Here is a 20,417-nt window from a genome sequence, read left to right on the forward strand (position 1 = left end):
GCGGTGTCAGTGGGTGGCCTTATACCAGTTGGTGTCAACCACGTCGGCGGCAAGCGAGTGAGTGCTCGGCTCCGAGGTGGTGATGCCCGAATAGGTGTTTATGTCGACGGCTCCCCTGTATGCCGAATAATACTGCTCGGTGTGCACGGCATAGGGCACGGCGCGGGCCAGGCGTGCCTTGAACTCGGCGAGCAGGGCCTCGTCGGGACAAAGATGCTCAACGTAGTCGCCGAAGTCGAAGAACAGCACGGGCGTGTATCCGTCCATGCGCTGCAGGCTGTAGAGCTGCAGACTGTCGAACTCGTAGCGGTTGTTTATCAGCTTCATGATCTCTGCCAGGGCGTCGAGTTGGCTGCAGTCGGTTATGCCGAGCGTGCCGTAGGGATAGTCGTAGTTGGAATAGAATTCATAGAATCCGTCGGCTATAGCCTTATAGTCGGGCTCTCCGAGCAGGCTTGCGCCTATCTCGGCATAGGGCATTCCGTAGGCCATTATCTCCGTAGGGCAGGCTATGATGTGGCCGGTTACGTGGCGCAGGTCGTAAGCCACCTCGACCGACGACATGTAGCAGTCGTCAAAGAGTATGAACTCCATCTTCAGTCCGGCGTCGGATATGGCGTCGGCCAGCGTTGATATGTCTGTCTGGTCGTCGCTCGTAACGCCGCCGAAATAGCGCGTCATGGCGTAGCCCTTGTCGGCGCTGTAATGCGGCACGAAGGCGGGCGCCTGCCCCTTGGCCTTGTATTTGCTCTCAACGGGCAGCCATCCCATGCCGTGGCAGCCTATGGTCATGGCGTAGACGTCGGCCGGGGCAAAGGTCTTCATGTCGTTTAGTATGCCCGATATGCCGGCAGCCGTGGTGAGCGAGGGGTTGTCGTAGGTCTTCAGCTCGGTGCGGGTGCATTTTCCGCCGTTGCAGGTTATCTCGAACATCTCGGCCTCTGATGAGTTTGTTGATATGAACACTATCACGCGCTCGTTGTCGAGTCCGGTCTTGGCGATGGCCTCTTCCATGGCAAGGATGTTGTCGTAGAAGTAGTCGGTCAGGTTGGTCGACCACGGGAAATACATGAACAGCGTGCGCTGCTCGGGCTTAACCTCCGGCGCGTCTTCGTCGTCGTGGCACGACGACAAGCCCGTCAGGGCCAATGCCACAAGCATCATAAGCATAACTCGGCGAATAAACTGCAAGGCTGAATATTGTTTCATATCTCGATGTTTTTGGGGTTAAATAAACGGGCTCGCCGCCGGTCATCCTGCCGCAAGCAGGCAGCAGCGGCCGCAACGGTTGCAAAACTAATAAAAAAATTTGATTATCAGGACTTTAACCTCCATTTTTTTAGTTTATCCCCCACCCCGGGTCCCATGCCTGCCGGCAAGCCGCCGCGAGGCAATGGCAGACCGCCTGTAAGACGGCAAGGCACAGGCGGCATAACACACTGACACTCAACGCGTTGCAAAAGGGCATCTTTCAGGCTGCAAAAGGTGGCCTTTCAGCGTGCAAAAGGTGCCCTTTCGGAGGCTAAAAGGCCACCTTTTGGAAAACGCCCTGCAAGCAGGCATAAGTCAAAACATCACACATAATCATAAAAAAAGAAAATAATTCGGTTTTTATTCGTTTATTTATGCACTTTTACCTACCTTTGTTGAGATTTTTTTGAAGATGTTATAAAACAAGAAGTTTTTTTATTAGATGAACGTAATTACGAAAACAGTTTCACTGCCTGATGGCAGAACCATCAGCATTGAAACCGGGAAAGTGGCAAAGCAGGCCGACGGCTCTTGTATGCTCCGTATGGGCAACACCGTCCTTCTGGCCACTGTTTGTGCCGCAAAAGATGCAGTTCCCGGAACAGATTTTATGCCTTTGCAGGTTGAGTACAGAGAACAGTATGCCGCAGCCGGACGCTTCCCGGGCGGATTCACCAAGCGCGAAGGCAAAGCAACCGATAACGAAATCCTTACATGCCGTTTGGTAGACCGTGCGTTGCGCCCCCTCTTCCCGTCAGACTTCCATGCAGAGGTTTACGTTAATGTAATTCTTTTCTCTGCCGACGGTGTCGACCAGCCCGACGCACTGGCAGGCTTCGCAGCCTCATGTGCCCTGGCATGCTCAGATATTCCGTTTGAATGTCCTATCTCTGAAGTGCGCGTAGCACGCATCAACGGCGAATACGTTATTGATCCGACATTCGAGCAGATGAAAAACGCCGACATGGACATCATGGTTGGTGCCTCTAAGGAGAACATCATGATGGTTGAAGGCGAGATGAACGAGGTTTCAGAGCAAGACCTGCTCGGAGCCCTCAAGGCCGCTCAGGAGGCTATACGCCCGATGTGCGTGCTGCAGGAGGAGCTCATGAAGGAACTCGGCACCGACGTGAAGCGCGAATACTGCCACGAGGTGAACGACGAGGAGCTGCGCGAACAGCTCAGAAAAGAGACCTACGACAAGTGCTACGCCATAGCTGAAGCCGGCGACCACGACAAGAAGGCACGCGAAGAGGCCTTCGACAAGATCAAGACCGACTTTGCAGAGGCTTATGCCGCAGCACACACCGAGCTGACAGAAGACGAGCTCGAGGAGAAGAACGCTCTCATCGACCGCTACTACCACGACGTTGAGCGCGACGCAATGCGCCGCTGCATCCTCGACGAGGGCAAGCGTCTCGACGGCCGTACAACCGAGGAGATACGCCCGATATGGTGCGAGGTGAGCCCGCTGCCCATGCCTCACGGAAGCTCTATCTTCACACGTGGCGAGACTCAGAGCCTCACTACATGTACTCTCGGAACAAAACTCGACGAGAAGATGGTTGACGACGTGCTCAACAAGAGCTACCAGCGCTTCCTTCTCCACTATAACTTCCCGCCGTTCTGTACGGGCGAGGCTAAGGCTCAGAGAGGCGTAGGACGCCGCGAGATAGGCCACGGCCACCTGGCATGGCGTGCGCTCAAGGGCCAGATTCCTGAAGAATTCCCCTACACAGTGCGCCTCGTGTCACAGATTCTTGAGAGCAACGGCTCTTCTTCAATGGCTACAGTATGCGCAGGCACACTGGCACTGATGGACGCCGGCGTTCCGATGAAGAAGCCCGTGAGCGGTATCGCAATGGGTCTTATCAAGAACCCGGGCGAAGACAAGTATGCCGTGCTGAGCGACATCCTCGGCGATGAGGACCACCTGGGCGACATGGACTTCAAGACAACCGGTACGAAAGACGGTCTGACAGCAACACAGATGGATATCAAGTGCGACGGACTGAGCTTCGAGATCCTCGAAAAGGCTCTTATGCAGGCTAAGCGCGGACGCGAATACATCCTCGGCAAGCTGACCGACACTATAGCTGAACCGCGCGCCGAACTGAAGCCGCAGGTACCGCGCATCGAGGCATTCGACATTCCGAAGGAGTTCATCGGAGCCGTAATAGGCCCGGGCGGAAAGATCATACAGCAGATTCAGGAAGAGTCTGGAGCCGTTATCACCATCGACGAAATCGACGGAAAGGGCAAAGTGCAGGTAAGTGCGCCTAACAAGGAGAGCATCACTGCAGCCATCTCTAAGATAAAGGCCATCGTGGCAATACCCGAAGTAGGCGAGGTTTACGACGGAACAATACGCTCTGTAATGCCTTACGGATGCTTCGTTGAAATCATGCCGGGCAAGGACGGACTGCTGCACATCTCTGAAATAGACTGGAAGCGCCTCGAGACTGTTGAGGAAGCCGGACTGAAAGAGGGCGACAAGATCACCGTCAAGCTGATGGACATCGACCAGAAGACAGGCAAGTATAAGCTTTCTCACCGCGTGCTGATACCGAAACCCGAAGGATATGTTGAGCGCGAGCGCCGTCCGAGACCCGAGCGCCGTCAGAGACCGGAGCGCGGAGAGCGCCAGAACAACCGCGAACAGCGCCGTTTTGAGCACCGCAGCAACAACAACGACTTCCACGATCCTTTGGCACCGAGAGAGCCCAAAGACTTCAACGACAGTCTTGACCACAACAACGACTAATTGAGATTATCTCATTAAGACTATAATTAATGGCGGCAACTTTCACATTGCCGCCATTTTTATTATCATCTGCATAGGCTGACAAAGGCTCGGAGGCATGACCGAAACGCGCTGCACAGCGGCATAAACCGCCGCATAAAGGCCTAACAACTGCGCCCCGGTCATGTATGACGGACGCATAGGCAGGCAGCAAGCACAAACCGGGCGTTAGAGATTTTCACATTCAGGCAGCAAGCAAGCTATTGTTCTTATGATCAGCCGCATGGCATACGGTCTGATATTTTCTATAAAAGCAGCTATTATCAGGCAAAAAGAAAGCATGTATTTCTAACGGCGGTTTGGGTTAAATAAGCTGCAAAGGCTGCCAGAAAGAATAAAATACATTAACGAGATAAACCTTCATCGCTAAATACGTCTATATAAATAAAACGGGAAATCATTTAAAGCTTAACATTATGAAGATACTTACAGCAACCCTGACACTCATCCTTACATTGGCCGCAGGCTCTGTTTCGTTCGCTCAGTGCCCGCAATCCGACTGCTGCGGTACACATCACTGCAACGCATGCGACAACGGCTCACACGCAAAAAGAAGGCATCATAACAGCAACAACGACTATCTTGTAAGCAACTTCAAGGTGTATTACCGCGGTCAGGTGGTTGAAGGTGCCACGGCATCAAGCTTCAGCGTCATCGGCGAAGGCTACGCCAAAGACAACTTCAGGGTGTTCTACAAGGGACAAAAGATAGACGGCGCAACGGCGTCGAGCTTCACTCTGCTTGGCTGCGGATATGCCAAAGACAGCTTCAAGGTGTTCTACAAGGGGCAGAAGATGGACGGAGCAACGGCGTCGAGCTTCACTCTGCTCGGCGAAGGATATACAAAAGACAGCTTCAGAGTGTTCTACAAGGGACAGAAAATAGACGATGCCACGGCATCGAGCTTCACCCTGCTTGGCCGCGGATATGCCAAAGACAGCTTCAGAGTGTTCTACAAAGGGAAGAAAATTGACGGGGCTACGGCGTCAAGTTTCGTCGTTCTCGACAACGGATACGCCAAAGACAACTTCAGTACGTATTATAAGGGGAATAAGATATAGCCTTGCTAAAAGGGCATCAATACAACGACGCGCGGCCGGAAAGAGGCCAAACAGCAAAGGCCGGCCGCAATGTCAGCAACGAAACGTTTATTTCTCGCAAACCGCTCATTATCATTCTGCATGATTGCCGCATGCTTTTCAGCATTTATAACAGACGGCGTCAAGATAAAGACAGACGGCAGGGCGACAACAGATGACTGTCAGACGGATGAAGACATCTGTCTGATTGCAGCATTGAACGATATACGATGTAATGACAGATTTTGGTAAAAACAACTGGAGCCGTTATCTCTTGTCAGATAACGGCTCCTTTTCTTTACGTTAGTATGTTATGAAAAATTTGAGAGAATTAAAACTTCACAGTTTCGTTTTTTTGTTTTACTAAACATGATTTATTGAGAAAGCATCGAAATATGTCTTACTTTAAGATGGTGGTTGCGGCCGAAGCCTGCTTCATCGAGTCGGTCTTTGCCGAGTCGCTCATAGCCACCGAAGGACCGTTGTGAGTCTTCTGGAAGCCTGCCACAGCCGGTTCGGGCTGTCCGCCTTCGTTGAACATCACCTGAGCCACGTTGCCCAGTGCAAGGACTATAGCCACCGATGCGGCTGCCTTGAGCAGCGGCATGAAGCGCTGTCTGAGGCTTATCGTAACGGCCTTCACGGGTTCCGGCTCGTCGACCATAGCCAGCATCTTGGCGTCGAAGTCGCTTCCGAGCACGTCGGTCTCCTTCTCCTCGTGCTCATAGCAGAACAAGTCTCTGTACTGGCGAAGGCTCTCCGGCACGTCTTTCTGTCTGAAGAACGTGCGCAGGATGTGCTCCTCCTCGAGGCTTGTCTCGCACTTCCAGTAGCGTTCCAATAGCTGTTCTATGTATTTATAGTCCATATCCTTCATATTCTTTATATTTTTGTTTAACCGCCTGGCGGGCTCTGAAGATGTTAACCTTCACTTGCTCCTCGCTCAGACCGAGAACAGTGGCAATCTCTTTGTAGCTTTTCCCCTCGAAGTCGCGCAGCTGCATGCAGCTTCTTTGCTTCTCGGGCAGGCTGTCAACGATGCGTTTCACCAGTTCGACGCGGTCTTTCTGTATCATCCTTTCATAAGGATCAGAGGCCGTATCGGCCGAGCCTATCTCCTCATCGCCTATCGGCTGGCTGTCGTTTCCGGCCCTTTTCATTCTGTCGAGCGACAAGTTGCGGCATATCGTAAGGCTGAAAGCCTCTATCGAGTCAACGTTCTGCAAGCTGTCGCGCCTGTTCCAGACCTTCATCAGCGTGTCCTGTACGATGTCTTCAGCCTCCTCTTTGTTGAGCGTTATGCGCAAGGCGAGGCGGTAGAGCACGTTCTTCAACGGCAAAACATCGTTACGGAAACTGATATTTTTCATCTGCTCTCTATTTAAATGACGATTCAACAGACCGAAAGTTACAAACTGATGCGGTCTTTTTTCTATTTTAACGTTTATTTGCTATTAAGAGACTGCAGCCTCTGCCGGGCGGTATGTGCCTGCTGACTGCCTTGTGGTGCGCAATGCCCTGCTGCCGGTGCTGTTGCCGGGCGCATTCGGACATAATTCAATGTCTCGCAAATCATAGCATGACTTTATGCTAAATGTTGCTCTATTTCTCTCAAAATCTTCTTTATCAGCAGTGCTGACTGCATGCCCTACTCCGTTATCATCGTGCCGTGACGGCCGTCGATGGCGGTGGCAAGGGTGATGTTGACGCGCGAAACTCCGGCACTTATGGCTTCAAAGGCATTCTCGAGCTTGGGCAGCATGCCTCCTGCCACGGTGCCGTCGGCCACGTAACGCTCAAAGTCGGCACGGGTTATGAGCGGTATCACGCTGTCTTCGTCGTCAGGATTGCTGAGCACTCCCTTCTTCTCGAAGCTGAAGATGAGCGTTACGTCGTAATGTTCTGCCAGCGCCTTTGCCGTCTCTGCGGCTATGGTGTCGGCATTGGTGTTTAGTATGTTGCCGTTGCCGTCGTGCGTCAGGGGCGCCATCACGGGCGTTATTCCTGCCTCTATGAGCGTGCGGAGCTTATGTCCGTCCACATGGTCAACATCGCCTACAAAGCCATAGTCGACGTCCTTAACGGGGCGTTTGTGAGAGCGTATCATGTCGATGTCGGCACCTGTAAGTCCGATGGCGTCAACGCCGTTGGCCTGAAGGCGCGCAACGAGGTTCTTGTTGACCAGTCCGCCGTAGACCATCGTAACCACTTCGAGCATGTCGCGGTCGGTTATGCGGCGACCGTTCACCATCTTGCTCTCTATGCCGAGGCGTGAGGCAACGGCCGTGGCGCGGCGACCGCCGCCGTGAACGAGCACCTTGCGGCCCTCAATGGCGCTGAAGTCGCTGAGCAGACGGCTAAGGCGAGCCTCGTCTTCAACAACGGCTCCGCCTACCTTCACTACTGTTATCTTCTCTTTCATCATATTATCTTACAGCAATGGCGCATCCTACTGCACGGCATGTGAGCGTCTGCGCCTGTAATAAAAACAAGAGCCGACACCATGGCATCGGCTCTCTGCTCTGTTATTTTATTCGAGGTAAGTGTATCCGTAGAGTCCTGAGCGATAGTTAGACAAGAACTCCTTGCCCTCCTCGAGCGAAATCTTGCCTTGCTTGACGCTCTTTGTAACCCATACTTCAAGCTGCCTTACCAGTTTCTTCGGGTTGTACTGAACGTAGTTGAGCACTTCCTCAACGGTCTCGCCGTCGAATATCTGGTCGATGTGATAGCGTCCGTCCTTCACCGTTATGTGAGCGGCGTTGGTGTCGCCGAACAGGTTGTGCATGTCGCCGAGTATCTCCTGATAAGCTCCAACGAGGAACACGCCAAGATAATAAGGCTCGTTCTTGCGCAGGGTGTGTACCGGAAGGATATGCGAGATGTTGCGGTTGGTGACGAAGTTGGTTATCTTTCCGTCGCTGTCGCAAGTGATATCCTGCAGCGTTGCGCTGCGTGTTGGACGCTCATTGAGCCTCTGCAGCGGCACAATCGGGAACAGCTGGTCTACTGCCCAGGCGTCGGGCAGCGACTGGAAGAGCGAGAAGTTGCAGAAGTACTTGTCGGCAAGTATCTTATCGAGGTTCTTCAGTTCCTCGGGCGTATGCTTCAGGCTCTTTGCCAGAGAGTTGATTTCGCGGCACACACTCCAGTACATACGCTCTATCTCGGCGCGTGTCTGAAGGTCTACTATGCCGTGACTGAACAGGTCGAGCGCCTCGTCGCGTATCTGCTCGGCGTCGTGCCAGTCTTCGAGCATGGTGCGCGGGTTAAGGTTGTCCCATATATCATATAGGTCCTTTACGAGCGGATGAGATGCCTCGCCCGGCTCAAACTCGTCGTCCATCTCCGGCAATGAAGCCGTCTCGAGCACGTCGATGACGAGCACTGAGTGGTGAGCCGACAGCGAGCGGCCGCTCTCTGTTATGATGTTAGGATGCTGAATGCCGTTGCGGTTGGCAGCCTCAACGAATGTGTAGATACAGTCGTTGACATATTCCTGTATAGAGTAGTTGACGCTGCTCTCGCTGTTGGGCGAGCGTGTGCCGTCGTAGTCGACGCCAAGTCCGCCGCCGCAGTCAACGAAGTCAACGTTGTAGCCCATCTTGTGCAGCTGTATGTAGAACTGCGAAGCCTCTCTAAGGGCTGTCTGTATGCGGCGTATCTTTGTTATCTGGCTGCCGATGTGGAAGTGGATAAGGCGCAGACAGTCTTTCATCTCCTTCTTTTCGAGAATCTCGAGGGCCTTGAGCAGCTCAGAGCTTGTCAGTCCGAACTTGCTTGCGTCGCCGCCGCTCTCCTCCCACTTGCCGCTTCCTGACGAGGCAAGCTTGATGCGTATGCCGAGGTTAGGCCTTACGTTGAGTTTCTTGGCGGCCTTGGCTATAATCTCAAGTTCGTTGAGCTTCTCGACCACGATGAATATGCGCTTGCCCATCTTCTGTGCCAGCAGAGCCAGCTCTATGTAGCTCTGGTCCTTGTATCCGTTGCAGATTATGAGCGAGTCGCTCTGACACTGCACGGCTATGACGGCGTGGAGCTCGGGCTTGCTGCCTGCCTCGAGTCCGAGGTTGAACTTCCGTCCATGGCTGATAATCTCCTCAACGACCGGCTGCATCTGGTTAACCTTGATGGGATATATAATGAAGTTTTCTCCTGTAAACCCGTATTCGTCTGAAGCTTTTTTAAAGCAGCTCCATGTCTTCTCGATTCTGTTGTCGAGAATGTCGGGAAAACGCAGCAGCACTGGCGGTGTGATGTCGCGCAGCGAGAGTTCGTCCATGACGTCGTGAAGGTCAATCTGTGTGTCGTCCTTGCACGGAGTGACATACACGTCGCCTTTTTCGTTAATACCAAAATAGGATGTTCCCCAACCGCTCATGTTATAGAGCTCGTTAGAGTCTTCAATGGTCCATTTTTTCATCAGGGCTGTAAAATTTAAATATTAAGCAATGTCCGCAGATTAGTTACGGATGTTTGTATTTTATCATAACTGTCAAGCACCTCGACGTTGAACACGTGTCGGGCCTGTGTATAGTACTGTTCGCGGGCGGCAAGCTGGCAGGTGATGAAGTCGCGCAGCTCTTCGGGAGTCTTGCCCTTAAGGAGCGGGCGCTCCGTCTTGCCCATCTTGAGGTGTGCGCTGAGCACTTCGGGAGAGGCTTTCAGATAGACTGTGTCGCCCTGCGCGTTCATATACTGCATGTTGTCGTAGAAACAGGGTGTGCCTCCGCCGCAGCTTATCACGACGTCCTCAAACTCGGCCACCTCATGGAGCATGTTGCGCTCTATCGTCCTGAAGCCTTCCTCGCCGCGCTCGGCAAATATCTGCGCCACCGTCTTGTGCATGCGGCCCTCGATATACCAGTCGAGGTCGTAGAACTGCAGGCCGAGGTCTTTGGCCAGCACCTTGCCCAGGGTGGTCTTGCCGGCACCCATATATCCAATGATAAGGATTCTTGTCATCGGCGTTATTTCTTCTTTGATGTGTTTATGATTTCCATACATTCCTCGAGCGACAGCTCTGCGGCCTTGTCATGAAGGTTCTTCGGCAGGCGGTAGTTCTTGCCGTCGTAGGCCAGATAAGGGCCGTAGCGGCCGTTCATCACCTCGAGCTTTGGCTCTTCTTCAAAGGCCTTGATGTGGCGCTGTGTCTCCTGCTGGCGCTTGCTCTCTATGAGCTGTATGGCCGTGGCGAGCGTAACGGTCAGCGGATTCTCGTTCTTGGGCAGCGAAACATACTTCTTGGCGTGCATGACGTAGGGGCCGAAGCGGCCTGCGCCTATTATGACGGGCGAGCCTTCGAACTCGCCTAGCGTGCGCGGCAGCTTGAACAGCTCGAGCGCCTCTTCAAGAGTTATGGTCTCGATGCTCTTGTCCGACGGCATCTGTGCGAAGCGCGGCTTCTCCTCGTCCTCGGCCTTGCCTATCTGAACGACGGGACCGAAGCGGCCAATCTTAACGAACACGGGCTTGCCGCTTGCGGGGTCGATGCCCAGCTCGCGCTCTCCGGCCTTGTGCTCCTCGCGCGTGTTCATGGTCTGCTCTACGGTAGGCTCGAAGTCTTTGTAGAAGTTCTTTATCATGGATGTCCACTGCGACTTGCCCTCGGCAATGGTGTCGAACTGCTGTTCCACCTTGGCAGTGAAGTTGTAGTCCATGATTGTCGGGAAGTATTTCAGCAGGAAGTCGTTCACCACCATGCCGATGTCTGTGGGCAGCAGCTTGCCTTTCTCGTTGCCCACGGTCTCCGTCTTGGTCTTCTCGCTCACCACGTTGCCGTGGAGCACGTCTACGATATACTGTCTCTCCTCTCCTTTCTTGTCGCCCTTCTGCACATACTCTCTCTGCTGTATGGTGCTTATGGTCGGGGCGTATGTTGACGGGCGGCCTATGCCCAGCTCCTCGAGCTTGTGCACGAGGCTTGCCTCGGTGTATCTGAGCGGTCCCTGACTGAAGCGCTGTGTGGCCGTAACCTCGCGGCGCTGCAGCGTCTGTCCCTCGGTCATCGGGGGCAGTATGTGTGATGTCTCCTCCTGGTTGTCGTCATCGTCGAACGACTCGCGGTAAACCTTCAGGAATCCGTCGAACTTGACTACCTCGCCGTTTGCCACAAACTGCTCTTCCGTTCCGTCGATGCTTATCGTCACGGTGGTCTTCTCTATCTGCGCGTCGGCCATCTGGCATGCTGCCGTGCGCTTCCATATCAGTTCGTAGAGGCGCTTCTCCTGCTGCGTGCCGTCTATCTCGGTGTTCTCCATGTATGTGGGGCGTATGGCCTCGTGTGCCTCCTGCGCGCCTTTAGAGTGGGTGTGATACTGGCGCGGCTTGCTGTAGTCCTCGCCCCAGAGCTTTATTATCTCCTCCTTGCTCGAGTTGATGCAGAGCGACGACAGGTTGACAGAGTCGGTACGCATGTAGGTTATGCGTCCGTTCTCATACAGATGCTGCGCCACCATCATGGTCTGCGACACGGTGAAGCCCAGCTTGCGGGCTGCCTCCTGCTGCAGGGTTGACGTGGTGAACGGGGGCGCCGGTGTGCGCTTCAGCGGTTTCTTGGTTATCGCGCTGACGGTGAATCCGGCTGTCTTGCACTTCTCTAAGAATGCCATCACCTCGTCGTGCGTGCTGAAGCGCTTGTCGAGTTCGGCCTTCAGCTCCGACATAGAGCCGTCGGGTGCCTCAACGCCGAATATGGCGCTCACGCGGAAATAAGGCTCGCTCTTGAACGCCTGTATCTCGCGCTCGCGCTCAACGATGAGCCTTACGGCAACGCTCTGCACGCGTCCTGCCGACAGGGCCGGCTTGACCTTGCGCCAGAGCACGGGCGAAAGCTTGAAGCCCACAAGGCGGTCGAGCACGCGGCGCGCCTGCTGCGCGTTGACAAGGTTCATGTCAAGGTGGCGCGGATGCTTTATGGCCTCGAGTATGGCGGGCTTTGTTATCTCGTGGAACACGATGCGGTTGGTCTTCTCCTCGTCAAGTCCGAGCACCTCGCAGAGGTGCCATGATATGGCTTCTCCCTCGCGGTCCTCATCGGATGCGAGCCACACCTTCTCAGAGTTCTGCGCGTTGTTCTTCAGCTCGGTGACGAGTTTCTTCTTCTCCTCAGGTATTTCATAGTCGGGCTGAAGAGTGTCTATATCTATGCTGAGTTGCTTTTTCTTCAAATCGCGTATATGTCCGTAGCTTGACATAACTTTGTAGTCCTTGCCCAAAAACTTTTCTATCGTTTTGGCCTTTGCCGGACTCTCGACAATTACAAGATTTTTCTGCATCACGGTTTATATTTTCAATTAGGGCGCAAATGTAAGCAAAACTTTTTCATACACCTTATATAATAGGCTATTTTTCTGTTTTTTTAGTTTTTTGCATAACTTTTAAGTATTTTACACGTATCAATATTTAAAACCGCCCGGCATAGCTGCTGCGGGCATCTCAGGCATGAAATATGTTTACATATATGCGCACGAAGGCCGGGCCCCGGCAGCACGTTTTGCAAAAGACGGCAAAACGCACTGCAAAAGGTGACCTTTCGCCTTGTAAAAGACGGTCTTTTGGAAGCTAAAAAGCCGCCTTTTGCAACACACTGAAACTCAATGTGTTGCAAAGGGCGGCTGCCGTATCCCGACGTCAGCGCTGCCGTCAGCGTCTGTTTCCGTCGATGTTGAGATACTCATAAAGGCCCTGGCGCACAGAGCGCAGGCCGAACAGCTCTGTATGGATGTCCTCGGGGGCTATCCACATACACTCGGCGGCATCGTCCATGGCCTTGAGCTGCGACGCGTCTTCCACCTTGCAGGCAAAGAACATGTCGAGCGTCTGTATGTCGAGCCCCGAATAGCGGTATACGTTCGGCAGGCTGAACAGATAGCGTGCCTCGGTAACGGTGAGCCCGGTTTCCTCCTTCACCTCGCGCATGATGCTCTCCTCGGCCGTCTCAAGCACGTCGGCAAATCCGCCGGGCAGGTCGAGCGTGCCCTTGGCAGGCTCGTTGTTGCGCTTCTCTACCAGCAGCTCGCCCTTGTCGTTGGTGATGAATGCCACCACGGCGGCCGCCGGATTCATGAAATACTCAAAGCCGCAGTTGCTGCACTTCTTGCTCTTCTGCGTGTCTTTCTCGAAATGGGAGCTGCCGCAAACGGGGCAATACTCAAACTTTTCCAATAGATTCATATCTCTGCGTTTTACATTAAAAAAGCTCCACGGCCGCGCAGGGCCGTGAAGCTTGATATAGTCTTTTTACCAATTGTCAGTGCGGAAAGGCAGCAGGGGCAGCCCGCCCATGTTGGCCACGTTGCCCAGCTGGAAGTTCTTGAAGCAGTAGCGCACGGCCACGGGAGCCTTAACCTCAGGACAGGTTACTACTATGCCCCTGGCGTTGTCGTAGCTTGCCTTGGCAGGATGGAACACCTTGTCGGCGCCGGCCACCTCAAATCCCTGCATGTCGTCAAGACGGCTTACGCCTCCGTAGTCGTTCTTCAGCCTTATGCAGCATGTGTCGCCCTCTATCTTAAGCTCCTTAAACTCAGGGCTCTCGCACAATATCGTCTCCTGTCCGTAGGTCTTGTTCAGTGCGAGAAAAGCCAGGCGCTCGCCCACCTTCTGCTTCTGTGCGGGATGAATCTGGCGCGCCTCCCACGGATACACGCAGTCGTTGGTGCACACAAGGCCGCTGTTGGGTATTATGTCGCGCGCCCTCACCTGCTGCTCGCGCAGCTTTGCGCCCCAGTCGGCGTCAACGTTTCCGTAGTCGTAAGGTGCTATCTGAACGAAGTAGAACGGAATCTCGCCGCAGCCGAAGGCGTCGCGCCACTGCCTTACCAGCAGCGCAAGGCGGTCTGAATACTGGTTGCCCGGGTCGCCGACGTTAGAGCATCCCTGATAGAAGAGAATGCCTTTCACGGTGTACTTCAGTATCGGACTGAACGTGCCGTTGCCCCACATCAGTGCGCGGTGATAGTCGGCAGGATACTTCTTCACTATGGCCTGCGAGTCAACAGGCTCGTCGGTATACTTCTTCAGGTTCTCCTTTGTCAGCCAGCTCTCCACCTTCGAGCCCCCCTTGTTGGCCATGATAAGACCCACGGGCACGTTGAGCATGCGGCTCACCTTACGTGCGAAGAAGTAGCCCGTGGCACTTGCGTCGCCCACCGTTGTGGGGCTGCACACCTTCCACTCGCAGTTGGCGTCGCTGAGCGGCGTCATGCTCATCACGCTCGGTATCTTCACGAAGCGCACCAGCGATGAGTTGACCGCATCGGCCACCACGTCGTTATATCCCTCCACGGGGCAGTTTTCAAATCCCTTTATGGGCATCTCCATGTTGCTCTGTCCGGCACATACCCACACTTCGCCTGCAAGCAGGTTGCTGAGGGCCACCTCGCCGTCGCCGTCGTCAAACCTTACGGTGAGCGGCTTGTTGTCAGCCTTGGGCGTCTTCACCGTCAGCTGCCATTCGCCCTTGCGGTCGGCCTTTGCCGAATAGGCATCGCCGCTCCACGACACGCTGACCTTCACCGTAGAATTAGGCTTGGCACTGCCCCACAGGCGCACGTCGGCATCCTGCTGGATCACCATGTTGTCGCCCAGGACATGAGGCAGCCTGACCTTTGCCTGCATGCCTGCGTGCATCAGGAACAGGGCTGAAATCATTAAAAATAGTTTACGCATAATCTGTCTGTTTTATATTTTGTTATAATAATCAAACAGACTGCAATATTACAAAAAAAATCAGTATATTTGCAAAAACGCCTTGAATAAATTAACAAAAAACAAGGCATTAACAATCATTCCTTACAACAATGACACTGAAAAAACTATTATTTGCGGCAGCGATGCTGGCATTGAGCCTCAACATGAGCGCACAACAGAGTTATGAAATAAACCTTTGGCCCAACGGTCCGGCCGTGAAGAGCAGCGACGCGGGCGACACGGCAAAGGTCAAGGTGTTTCTTCCTGAAAAGAAATCGGCCACGGGACGCGCCGTGGTGATATGTCCCGGAGGCGGCTACCAGCATCTGGCCATGAACCATGAGGGCTACGACTGGGCGCCGTTCTTCAACAACATGGGCATAGCTGCCATCGTGCTGAAATACAGAATGCCGCACGGCGAGAAGGATGTGCCCATATCTGACGCCGAGGAGGCTATCAGACTGGTGCGCCGCAACGCCGCCAACTGGAACATAAATCCCGACGACGTGGGCATAATGGGCTCGTCGGCAGGCGGCCATCTGGCATCTACCGTTGCCACGCATGCAGCCAAGGACGCGCGCCCCGACTTCCAGATACTGTTCTATCCGGTGATAACCATGATGCCCGACATTACCCACAAGGGCTCGCACGACAACCTGCTGGGCAGCAACGCAAGGAAAAAGGACGAGAACAGCTACAGCAACGACCTGCACGTGTCGCGCATGACGCCGCGCGCATTCATAGCCCTGAGCGACGACGACCGCGTGGTGTTGCCGGCCAACGGAGTGAACTACTACATTGAGCTCTACCGCCACGACGTTCCGGCCACGCTCCATGTATACCCCTCGGGCGGCCACGGATGGGGCAACCGCGACAGCTTCAAGTATCACAACGAGATGCAGCTTGAGCTGAAGGCATGGCTCAGGAGCTTCTGACAACCGACAGACACAGCGGCCCGGCGAGCCGGCAGGCATGAGCGGGGGCGCAAGACATAACGGAGCCGGCGGACAGCAGCACGACAACAGACCGTGCACAGGCTGTCCGCCGGCTCTTTTGCGTCATATATGCGGCAACAGCATGCCCCGGCGGCAGCGCTCCTGAAGCGCCTGCGGGATGCGGCATGAGGGGCAAGACGGCAGATATTTTGTTAAAACGAAACATTTTTTCGCTTTTTTATGTCAGATAAGCTACAATCTAAACAGAAAAACATTATATTTGCAGATGTTACTTTCAACACAATGCTTATGAAAAACCTGAATATCTTTACGATGCTTTTGCTGGCATTCGCAATGTCGGCCCTGACCGCATGCAGCGACGATGAAGACTTCAACATACCCATACCGCAGCAGATGACGGCGGAATATGTAACCGCTACTCTCGACGGAAAGGGATGGACGCACGTTGAGTCGCACGAGATAAAGAGCAACGGAACGTTCGAGAAAGAAGAATACTGGAGCGGTCTGGTGGGCGCAAGTCCTTCGGATTACTCGTTCAGCGGCGACAGCGTAACCACCTACTCGTACATCGACGCCTACCCTATAAGCGGATACCGCAAGAGGAGCTACACCTACGACGAAGGCTCCAACAGCCTCATGGCCGACGGAAAAGAGATGTTCAAGATAATCTCGCTCAACGAGAACGAGATGAAACTGATAAAATACCAGGCCATCGACGGCAACGGAAAGAAGATTTATGTCTACTCGACATACAGGGCAATGAGCAGCACCGAACTTGCAGAATGCATAAAGGACCATCCCTACGACCTCGACTCGCTCAACGACAAGTACCCCACTCTGCCTGAACAGATGAGGATAACGAGCGAATATTTCAGCCGCTACGCCGTGGGAAGAGGATGGAAATGCACCGAGGCGCACAGGATGGAGATGGCCGGAAGATACGACGTGGCCAACATATACAGCGACAACGGGCAAGACATGGCATACAGCTGCTTCATCGCCGCCGACACCATAACATGGATGACGCAGCAGGGCGAGGCTGAGGCAACGGCCAGCGAGAGCATCAGATACACGTACAGGGCCAACAGTTTCCAGCTGGCCGCCGATGCCGACAGGGGCTTCAGGATAATCACTCTCAACGACCACGAAATGAGAATAATCAGAAGACTGCAGGGAAACAACGGCGAAGGGCCCACTGAACTCTACTGCATCTACCGCAGGATGACGCCCGAAGAGCTCAAGCTGTATATGGCAGAGACATAAGGCAGAAGACGCTCCGGCTGCAACCGGAACAGCCACGACGGGCAAGCCGCCGACAAGCCTGATATTCAACGACTTACAAAAGGCCATCTTTTAGCTTCTAAAAGGTGGCCTTTTAGCGTGCAATATGTGGTCTTTCAGAAGGCAAAAGGCCACCTTTCGGAAAACGGCGGCACGCAGGCCATATCCCGACTGCATGAAAGGCGGCAGAATACAGGTTGTTTTCGAGCATACGAAAACAGACATGACAGCATGCAGAATGCGGCACGGGTATAGTTAAAATAAGAATTAATAAGTGTTTTAACCATAAAAAACGCCGGTAAAACAAAAATATGGCGAAAAAAGAAACGGATTCTCAGATATTTTTAGTTACTTTGTATCAGATACAGAAACTATCCGTATCTTACGAACAAGAGTTTTAAACAACTAAAAAAGAGTATTATCATGACAAAGTTGAAAGAAGTTTACCGCTGTGCCGTATGCGGCAACATAGTAGAAGTTATGCACGAGGCAGGAGGCACACTGTCGTGCTGCGGACAGCCCATGGAGCTGCTTACAGAGAACACCGTTGACGCTGCTACAGAGAAGCACGTGCCCGTTGTAGAGCCTATCGAGGGCGGCTACAGAGTTAAAGTGGGCGAAGTTGAGCACCCTATGCTCGAAAACCACTACATCGAGTGGATCGAACTGGTTGAGTGCGACAAGGTTCAGCGCAAGCACCTCAAGCCGGGCGAGAAGCCGGAGGCTGTGTTCTACACCGACTGCAAGAACGTGTACGCACGCGAATACTGCAACCTGCACGGACATTGGAGATCAAAATAATCACAATATCATGCTCACACGGAGGCCCGACACTCGCTGTCGGGCCTCTTTTCGTTGTTACCCCAACTTTGCAACCGGGTTGCATCGCATATCGGCTACCTTTGCATCAGTAAAAAGACAAACTAAAGACAAAGGACATGGTAACCAAGAAATTTCAGAAACCGATAATCTCCTTCTTCATGCTCATGGCCGGAATATGCTTCACCGAAGGAGGAGCCGTAATCTTCAACAACGGCATTGTGCGCCTGGCATGGTTCATCCTGGCGTTCCTGCCCGTAGGACTCGGCGTGATGCGCGAGGCATGGGAGTGCGCAATGAAGAAGGAAGTGTTCAGCGAGTTCATGCTCATGACAATAGCGTCGATAGGCGCCTTCATCATAGGCGAATATCCCGAGGCAGTGGCCGTGATGCTGTTCTACTGCGTGGGCGAGACACTTCAGGACATGGCCGTCGACAAGGCGCGCGACAACATACGCAGCCTGATGGAGTTTCACCCCAAGATGGCTGTCATAGTAAGGGGCAATCATAAGGTGGCCGACAAGCCCGAAAACGTCATTCCGGGCGAAATCATCGAGGTTAAGCCGGGCGAACGCGTGCCGCTCGACGGCATACTGACAAGCGGCGACGCTGCCTTCAATACGGCTGCGCTTACCGGCGAGAGCATACCCCGCACCATTGAGAACGGGCACGAGGTGCTTGCCGGCATGATAGCCACGGAGAGCGTGGCGCGGATAAAGGTTACACGGCCCGAGAGCGAGAGCGCCGTGGCACGCATACTGAAGATGGTCGAGGAGGCATCGGAGCGCAAGGCGCCTGCCGAACTCTTCATACGCAAGTTTGCAAGGATATACACCCCTGCCGTAATAGCGCTGGCAGCACTCACCGTCATCGTGCCTTACATCTGGTCGGCAGCAGGCACCGGCTTCGTCTACGACTTCAGCACATGGTTCTACCGCGCACTGATATTCCTCGTTATATCGTGCCCCTGCGCCCTCGTCATAAGCATACCGCTGAGCTATTTCGCAGGCATCGGCGCGGCATCAAGGCACGGCATACTTTTCAAGGGCGGCAACTGGCTCGACGCCGTGACGCATATCGACACCGTGGTGTTCGACAAGACGGGCACGCTGACGCGCGGAGTATTCTCCGTAACTAAGGTCTGCGGCAACGACACCGGCAAGCTGCTGGCCACCGTTGCGGCTATGGAGCGCAGCAGCAACCACCCCATTACCAAGGCTATAACTGCATATGCAGGCGACAGGACGGCAGAGGTGAGCGACGTGAAAGACCTGCCCGGCTACGGCATGACGGCCACGGCAGGCGGCGACAGATGGCTTGCCGGAACGCTAAGGCTGCTCGACCGCGAGAACATAAGCTATCCGGAGGAGCTGAAGAGCGTGCCCGAGACCATCGTGGCATGCGCCAAGAACGGCCGATATGAGGGCTACATACTACTTGCCGACACGCTTAAGGACGACGCGGCAGAGGCCGTCAGAAGGCTCAGAAAGTGCGGAATAAGCCGCATGGACATACTTTCGGGCGACAAGCAGGCACTCGTAGACAAGGTGGCAGCCGAGACTAAGGTGGACAAGGGATACGGCGACCTGATGCCGGAGGGCAAGGTAAGGCATATAGAACAGCTGCAGCGCGAGGGCCGCAACGTGGCTTTCGTGGGCGACGGCATCAACGACGCGCCTGTGCTTGCACTGAGCAACGTGGGCATTGCCATGGGTGCGATGGGCTCAGACATGGCCGTCGAGACGGCAGACGTGGTCATCCAGACCGACCATCCGTCGAAGGTGGCTGAGGCCATAAGGGCCGGCAAGCGCACCGTAAGCGTGGTAAGGCAGAACATAGTGATGGCCATCGGCATAAAGGTGGCAGTGATGCTGCTCGGACTTGCGGGCATGGCAAACCTCTGGGGGGCTGTGTTTGCCGATGTGGGCGTGGCACTGCTGGCCGTGCTCAACGCCACAAGGATATTCTTCGGCAGAGCGGCCGGAGAGCGCAGCGGCACAAACAGAAATAATGGCCACTAAATTTTGCTTTTCGGACAAATAGAGTTATTTTTGCACCGAAATGGCATCTGAACAATACTATATAGACAAACTGAAGCACCGCGGCATAAAGCCGACGGCCACACGCCTGCTGATTCTGCGGGCGATGTTCAGGGGCGACGAGACGGTGTCGCTGCCGCAGCTCGAGAAACTGCTGCCGACAGTAGACAAGAGCACCATATCGCGCACTCTGTCGGTGTTTCTGATGAACCGCCTCATACATGTGGTGGACGACGGAAGCGGCAGCCTTAAATACAACGTATGCAGCGACGACTGCGACTGCGGAGTGGAAGACGAACACACACACTTCTACTGCGAGAACTGTCAGCGCACGTTCTGCCTGAAGCGCATACACGTGCCCGTGGTGAGCCTGCCGGGCGGTTTCGTGCTCAACAGCATCAACTACGTGATAAAGGGCCTTTGCCCTGAATGTGCAGAGAAGCTCGGGCGCAAATAGAATGAAGACATAACAACAGTTAAGGGCGGAAAGACCGCA

The 20,417-nt window shown here is 54.1% G+C and carries 16 protein-coding genes; 7 read left to right on the forward strand and 9 right to left on the reverse strand.

Features of this window, described 5'->3' with window-relative positions; all coding sequences use genetic code 11:
- Window positions 1-6: 6 nt before the first annotated feature.
- Entirely contained in the window at window positions 7-1,209 is a 1,203-nt protein-coding gene (locus EJL04_RS13755; protein ID WP_164511786.1) for a clostripain-related cysteine peptidase, read from the reverse strand.
- Window positions 1,210-1,693: 484 nt separating this feature from the next.
- On the opposite strand from EJL04_RS13755, the gene pnp reads away from it, so the two are divergent.
- Both pnp and EJL04_RS13765 read left to right on the forward strand, forming a co-directional pair.
- Window positions 1,694-4,015, forward strand: coding sequence for a polyribonucleotide nucleotidyltransferase (pnp, locus tag EJL04_RS13760; RefSeq protein ID WP_021856004.1), 2,322 nt, complete (start codon window positions 1,694-1,696; stop codon window positions 4,013-4,015).
- Between the two features lie 455 nt (window positions 4,016-4,470).
- The gene (locus tag EJL04_RS13765; protein WP_125105417.1) at window positions 4,471-5,115 is read left to right on the forward strand and encodes a DKNYY domain-containing protein; all 645 of its coding nucleotides are present in this window, start codon (window positions 4,471-4,473) and stop codon (window positions 5,113-5,115) included.
- A 418-nt stretch (window positions 5,116-5,533) separates the two neighbouring features.
- Here the strand turns inward: EJL04_RS13765 and EJL04_RS13770 are convergent, their stop codons facing one another.
- The 8 genes from EJL04_RS13770 to EJL04_RS13805 all read right to left on the reverse strand — a co-directional run bounded on the left by EJL04_RS13770 (window position 5,534) and on the right by EJL04_RS13805 (window position 14,805).
- Window positions 5,534-6,001: a hypothetical protein gene (locus tag EJL04_RS13770; protein WP_053397786.1), complete on the reverse strand. Its 468-nt coding sequence runs from the start codon at window positions 5,999-6,001 to the stop codon at window positions 5,534-5,536.
- A complete protein-coding gene (locus tag EJL04_RS13775) occupies window positions 5,991-6,503 on the reverse strand; it encodes an RNA polymerase sigma factor (protein WP_021856007.1) in 513 nt (170 codons plus the stop codon). Before EJL04_RS13775 ends, EJL04_RS13770 begins: the two co-directional genes overlap by 11 nt.
- 278 nt (window positions 6,504-6,781) lie before the next feature.
- Entirely contained in the window at window positions 6,782-7,555 is a 774-nt protein-coding gene (gene argB / locus EJL04_RS13780) for an acetylglutamate kinase (protein WP_125105456.1), read from the reverse strand.
- A 108-nt stretch (window positions 7,556-7,663) separates the two neighbouring features.
- Window positions 7,664-9,556: a biosynthetic arginine decarboxylase gene (gene speA / locus EJL04_RS13785; RefSeq protein WP_021856009.1), complete on the reverse strand. Its 1,893-nt coding sequence runs from the start codon at window positions 9,554-9,556 to the stop codon at window positions 7,664-7,666.
- 14 nt (window positions 9,557-9,570) lie between these two features.
- Window positions 9,571-10,098: a shikimate kinase gene (locus tag EJL04_RS13790; RefSeq protein ID WP_021856010.1), complete on the reverse strand. Its 528-nt coding sequence runs from the start codon at window positions 10,096-10,098 to the stop codon at window positions 9,571-9,573.
- Between the two features lie 5 nt (window positions 10,099-10,103).
- Window positions 10,104-12,410 (reverse strand): type I DNA topoisomerase, encoded by a 2,307-nt coding sequence (topA, locus tag EJL04_RS13795; RefSeq protein ID WP_053397787.1) that lies wholly within the window; start codon window positions 12,408-12,410, stop codon window positions 10,104-10,106.
- A gap of 367 nt (window positions 12,411-12,777) precedes the next feature.
- The gene (locus tag EJL04_RS13800; RefSeq protein ID WP_021856013.1) at window positions 12,778-13,308 is read right to left on the reverse strand and encodes an NUDIX hydrolase; all 531 of its coding nucleotides are present in this window, start codon (window positions 13,306-13,308) and stop codon (window positions 12,778-12,780) included.
- A 66-nt stretch (window positions 13,309-13,374) separates the two neighbouring features.
- Window positions 13,375-14,805: a sialate O-acetylesterase gene (locus EJL04_RS13805; protein WP_125105418.1), complete on the reverse strand. Its 1,431-nt coding sequence runs from the start codon at window positions 14,803-14,805 to the stop codon at window positions 13,375-13,377.
- A 131-nt stretch (window positions 14,806-14,936) separates the two neighbouring features.
- Here EJL04_RS13805 and EJL04_RS13810 point away from each other — a divergent pair, with 131 nt between their 5' ends.
- From EJL04_RS13810 to EJL04_RS13830, 5 genes are all read left to right on the forward strand, one after another.
- Window positions 14,937-15,761 (forward strand): alpha/beta hydrolase, encoded by an 825-nt coding sequence (locus EJL04_RS13810; RefSeq protein ID WP_053397789.1) that lies wholly within the window; start codon window positions 14,937-14,939, stop codon window positions 15,759-15,761.
- Between the two features lie 309 nt (window positions 15,762-16,070).
- Complete coding sequence (locus EJL04_RS13815) at window positions 16,071-17,045, forward strand: hypothetical protein (protein ID WP_125105419.1); 975 nt, start codon at window positions 16,071-16,073, stop codon at window positions 17,043-17,045.
- A 441-nt stretch (window positions 17,046-17,486) separates the two neighbouring features.
- Window positions 17,487-17,864 (forward strand): desulfoferrodoxin, encoded by a 378-nt coding sequence (locus EJL04_RS13820; protein ID WP_021856017.1) that lies wholly within the window; start codon window positions 17,487-17,489, stop codon window positions 17,862-17,864.
- Window positions 17,865-18,001: 137 nt separating this feature from the next.
- Window positions 18,002-19,903, forward strand: coding sequence for a heavy metal translocating P-type ATPase (locus tag EJL04_RS13825; RefSeq protein ID WP_125105420.1), 1,902 nt, complete (start codon window positions 18,002-18,004; stop codon window positions 19,901-19,903).
- A 40-nt stretch (window positions 19,904-19,943) separates the two neighbouring features.
- Window positions 19,944-20,378: a Fur family transcriptional regulator gene (locus tag EJL04_RS13830; protein ID WP_021856019.1), complete on the forward strand. Its 435-nt coding sequence runs from the start codon at window positions 19,944-19,946 to the stop codon at window positions 20,376-20,378.
- Window positions 20,379-20,417 lie beyond the last annotated feature (39 nt).

The organism is Prevotella marseillensis, assembly GCF_900625065.1.
Classification (GTDB): domain Bacteria; phylum Bacteroidota; class Bacteroidia; order Bacteroidales; family Bacteroidaceae; genus Prevotella; species Prevotella rara.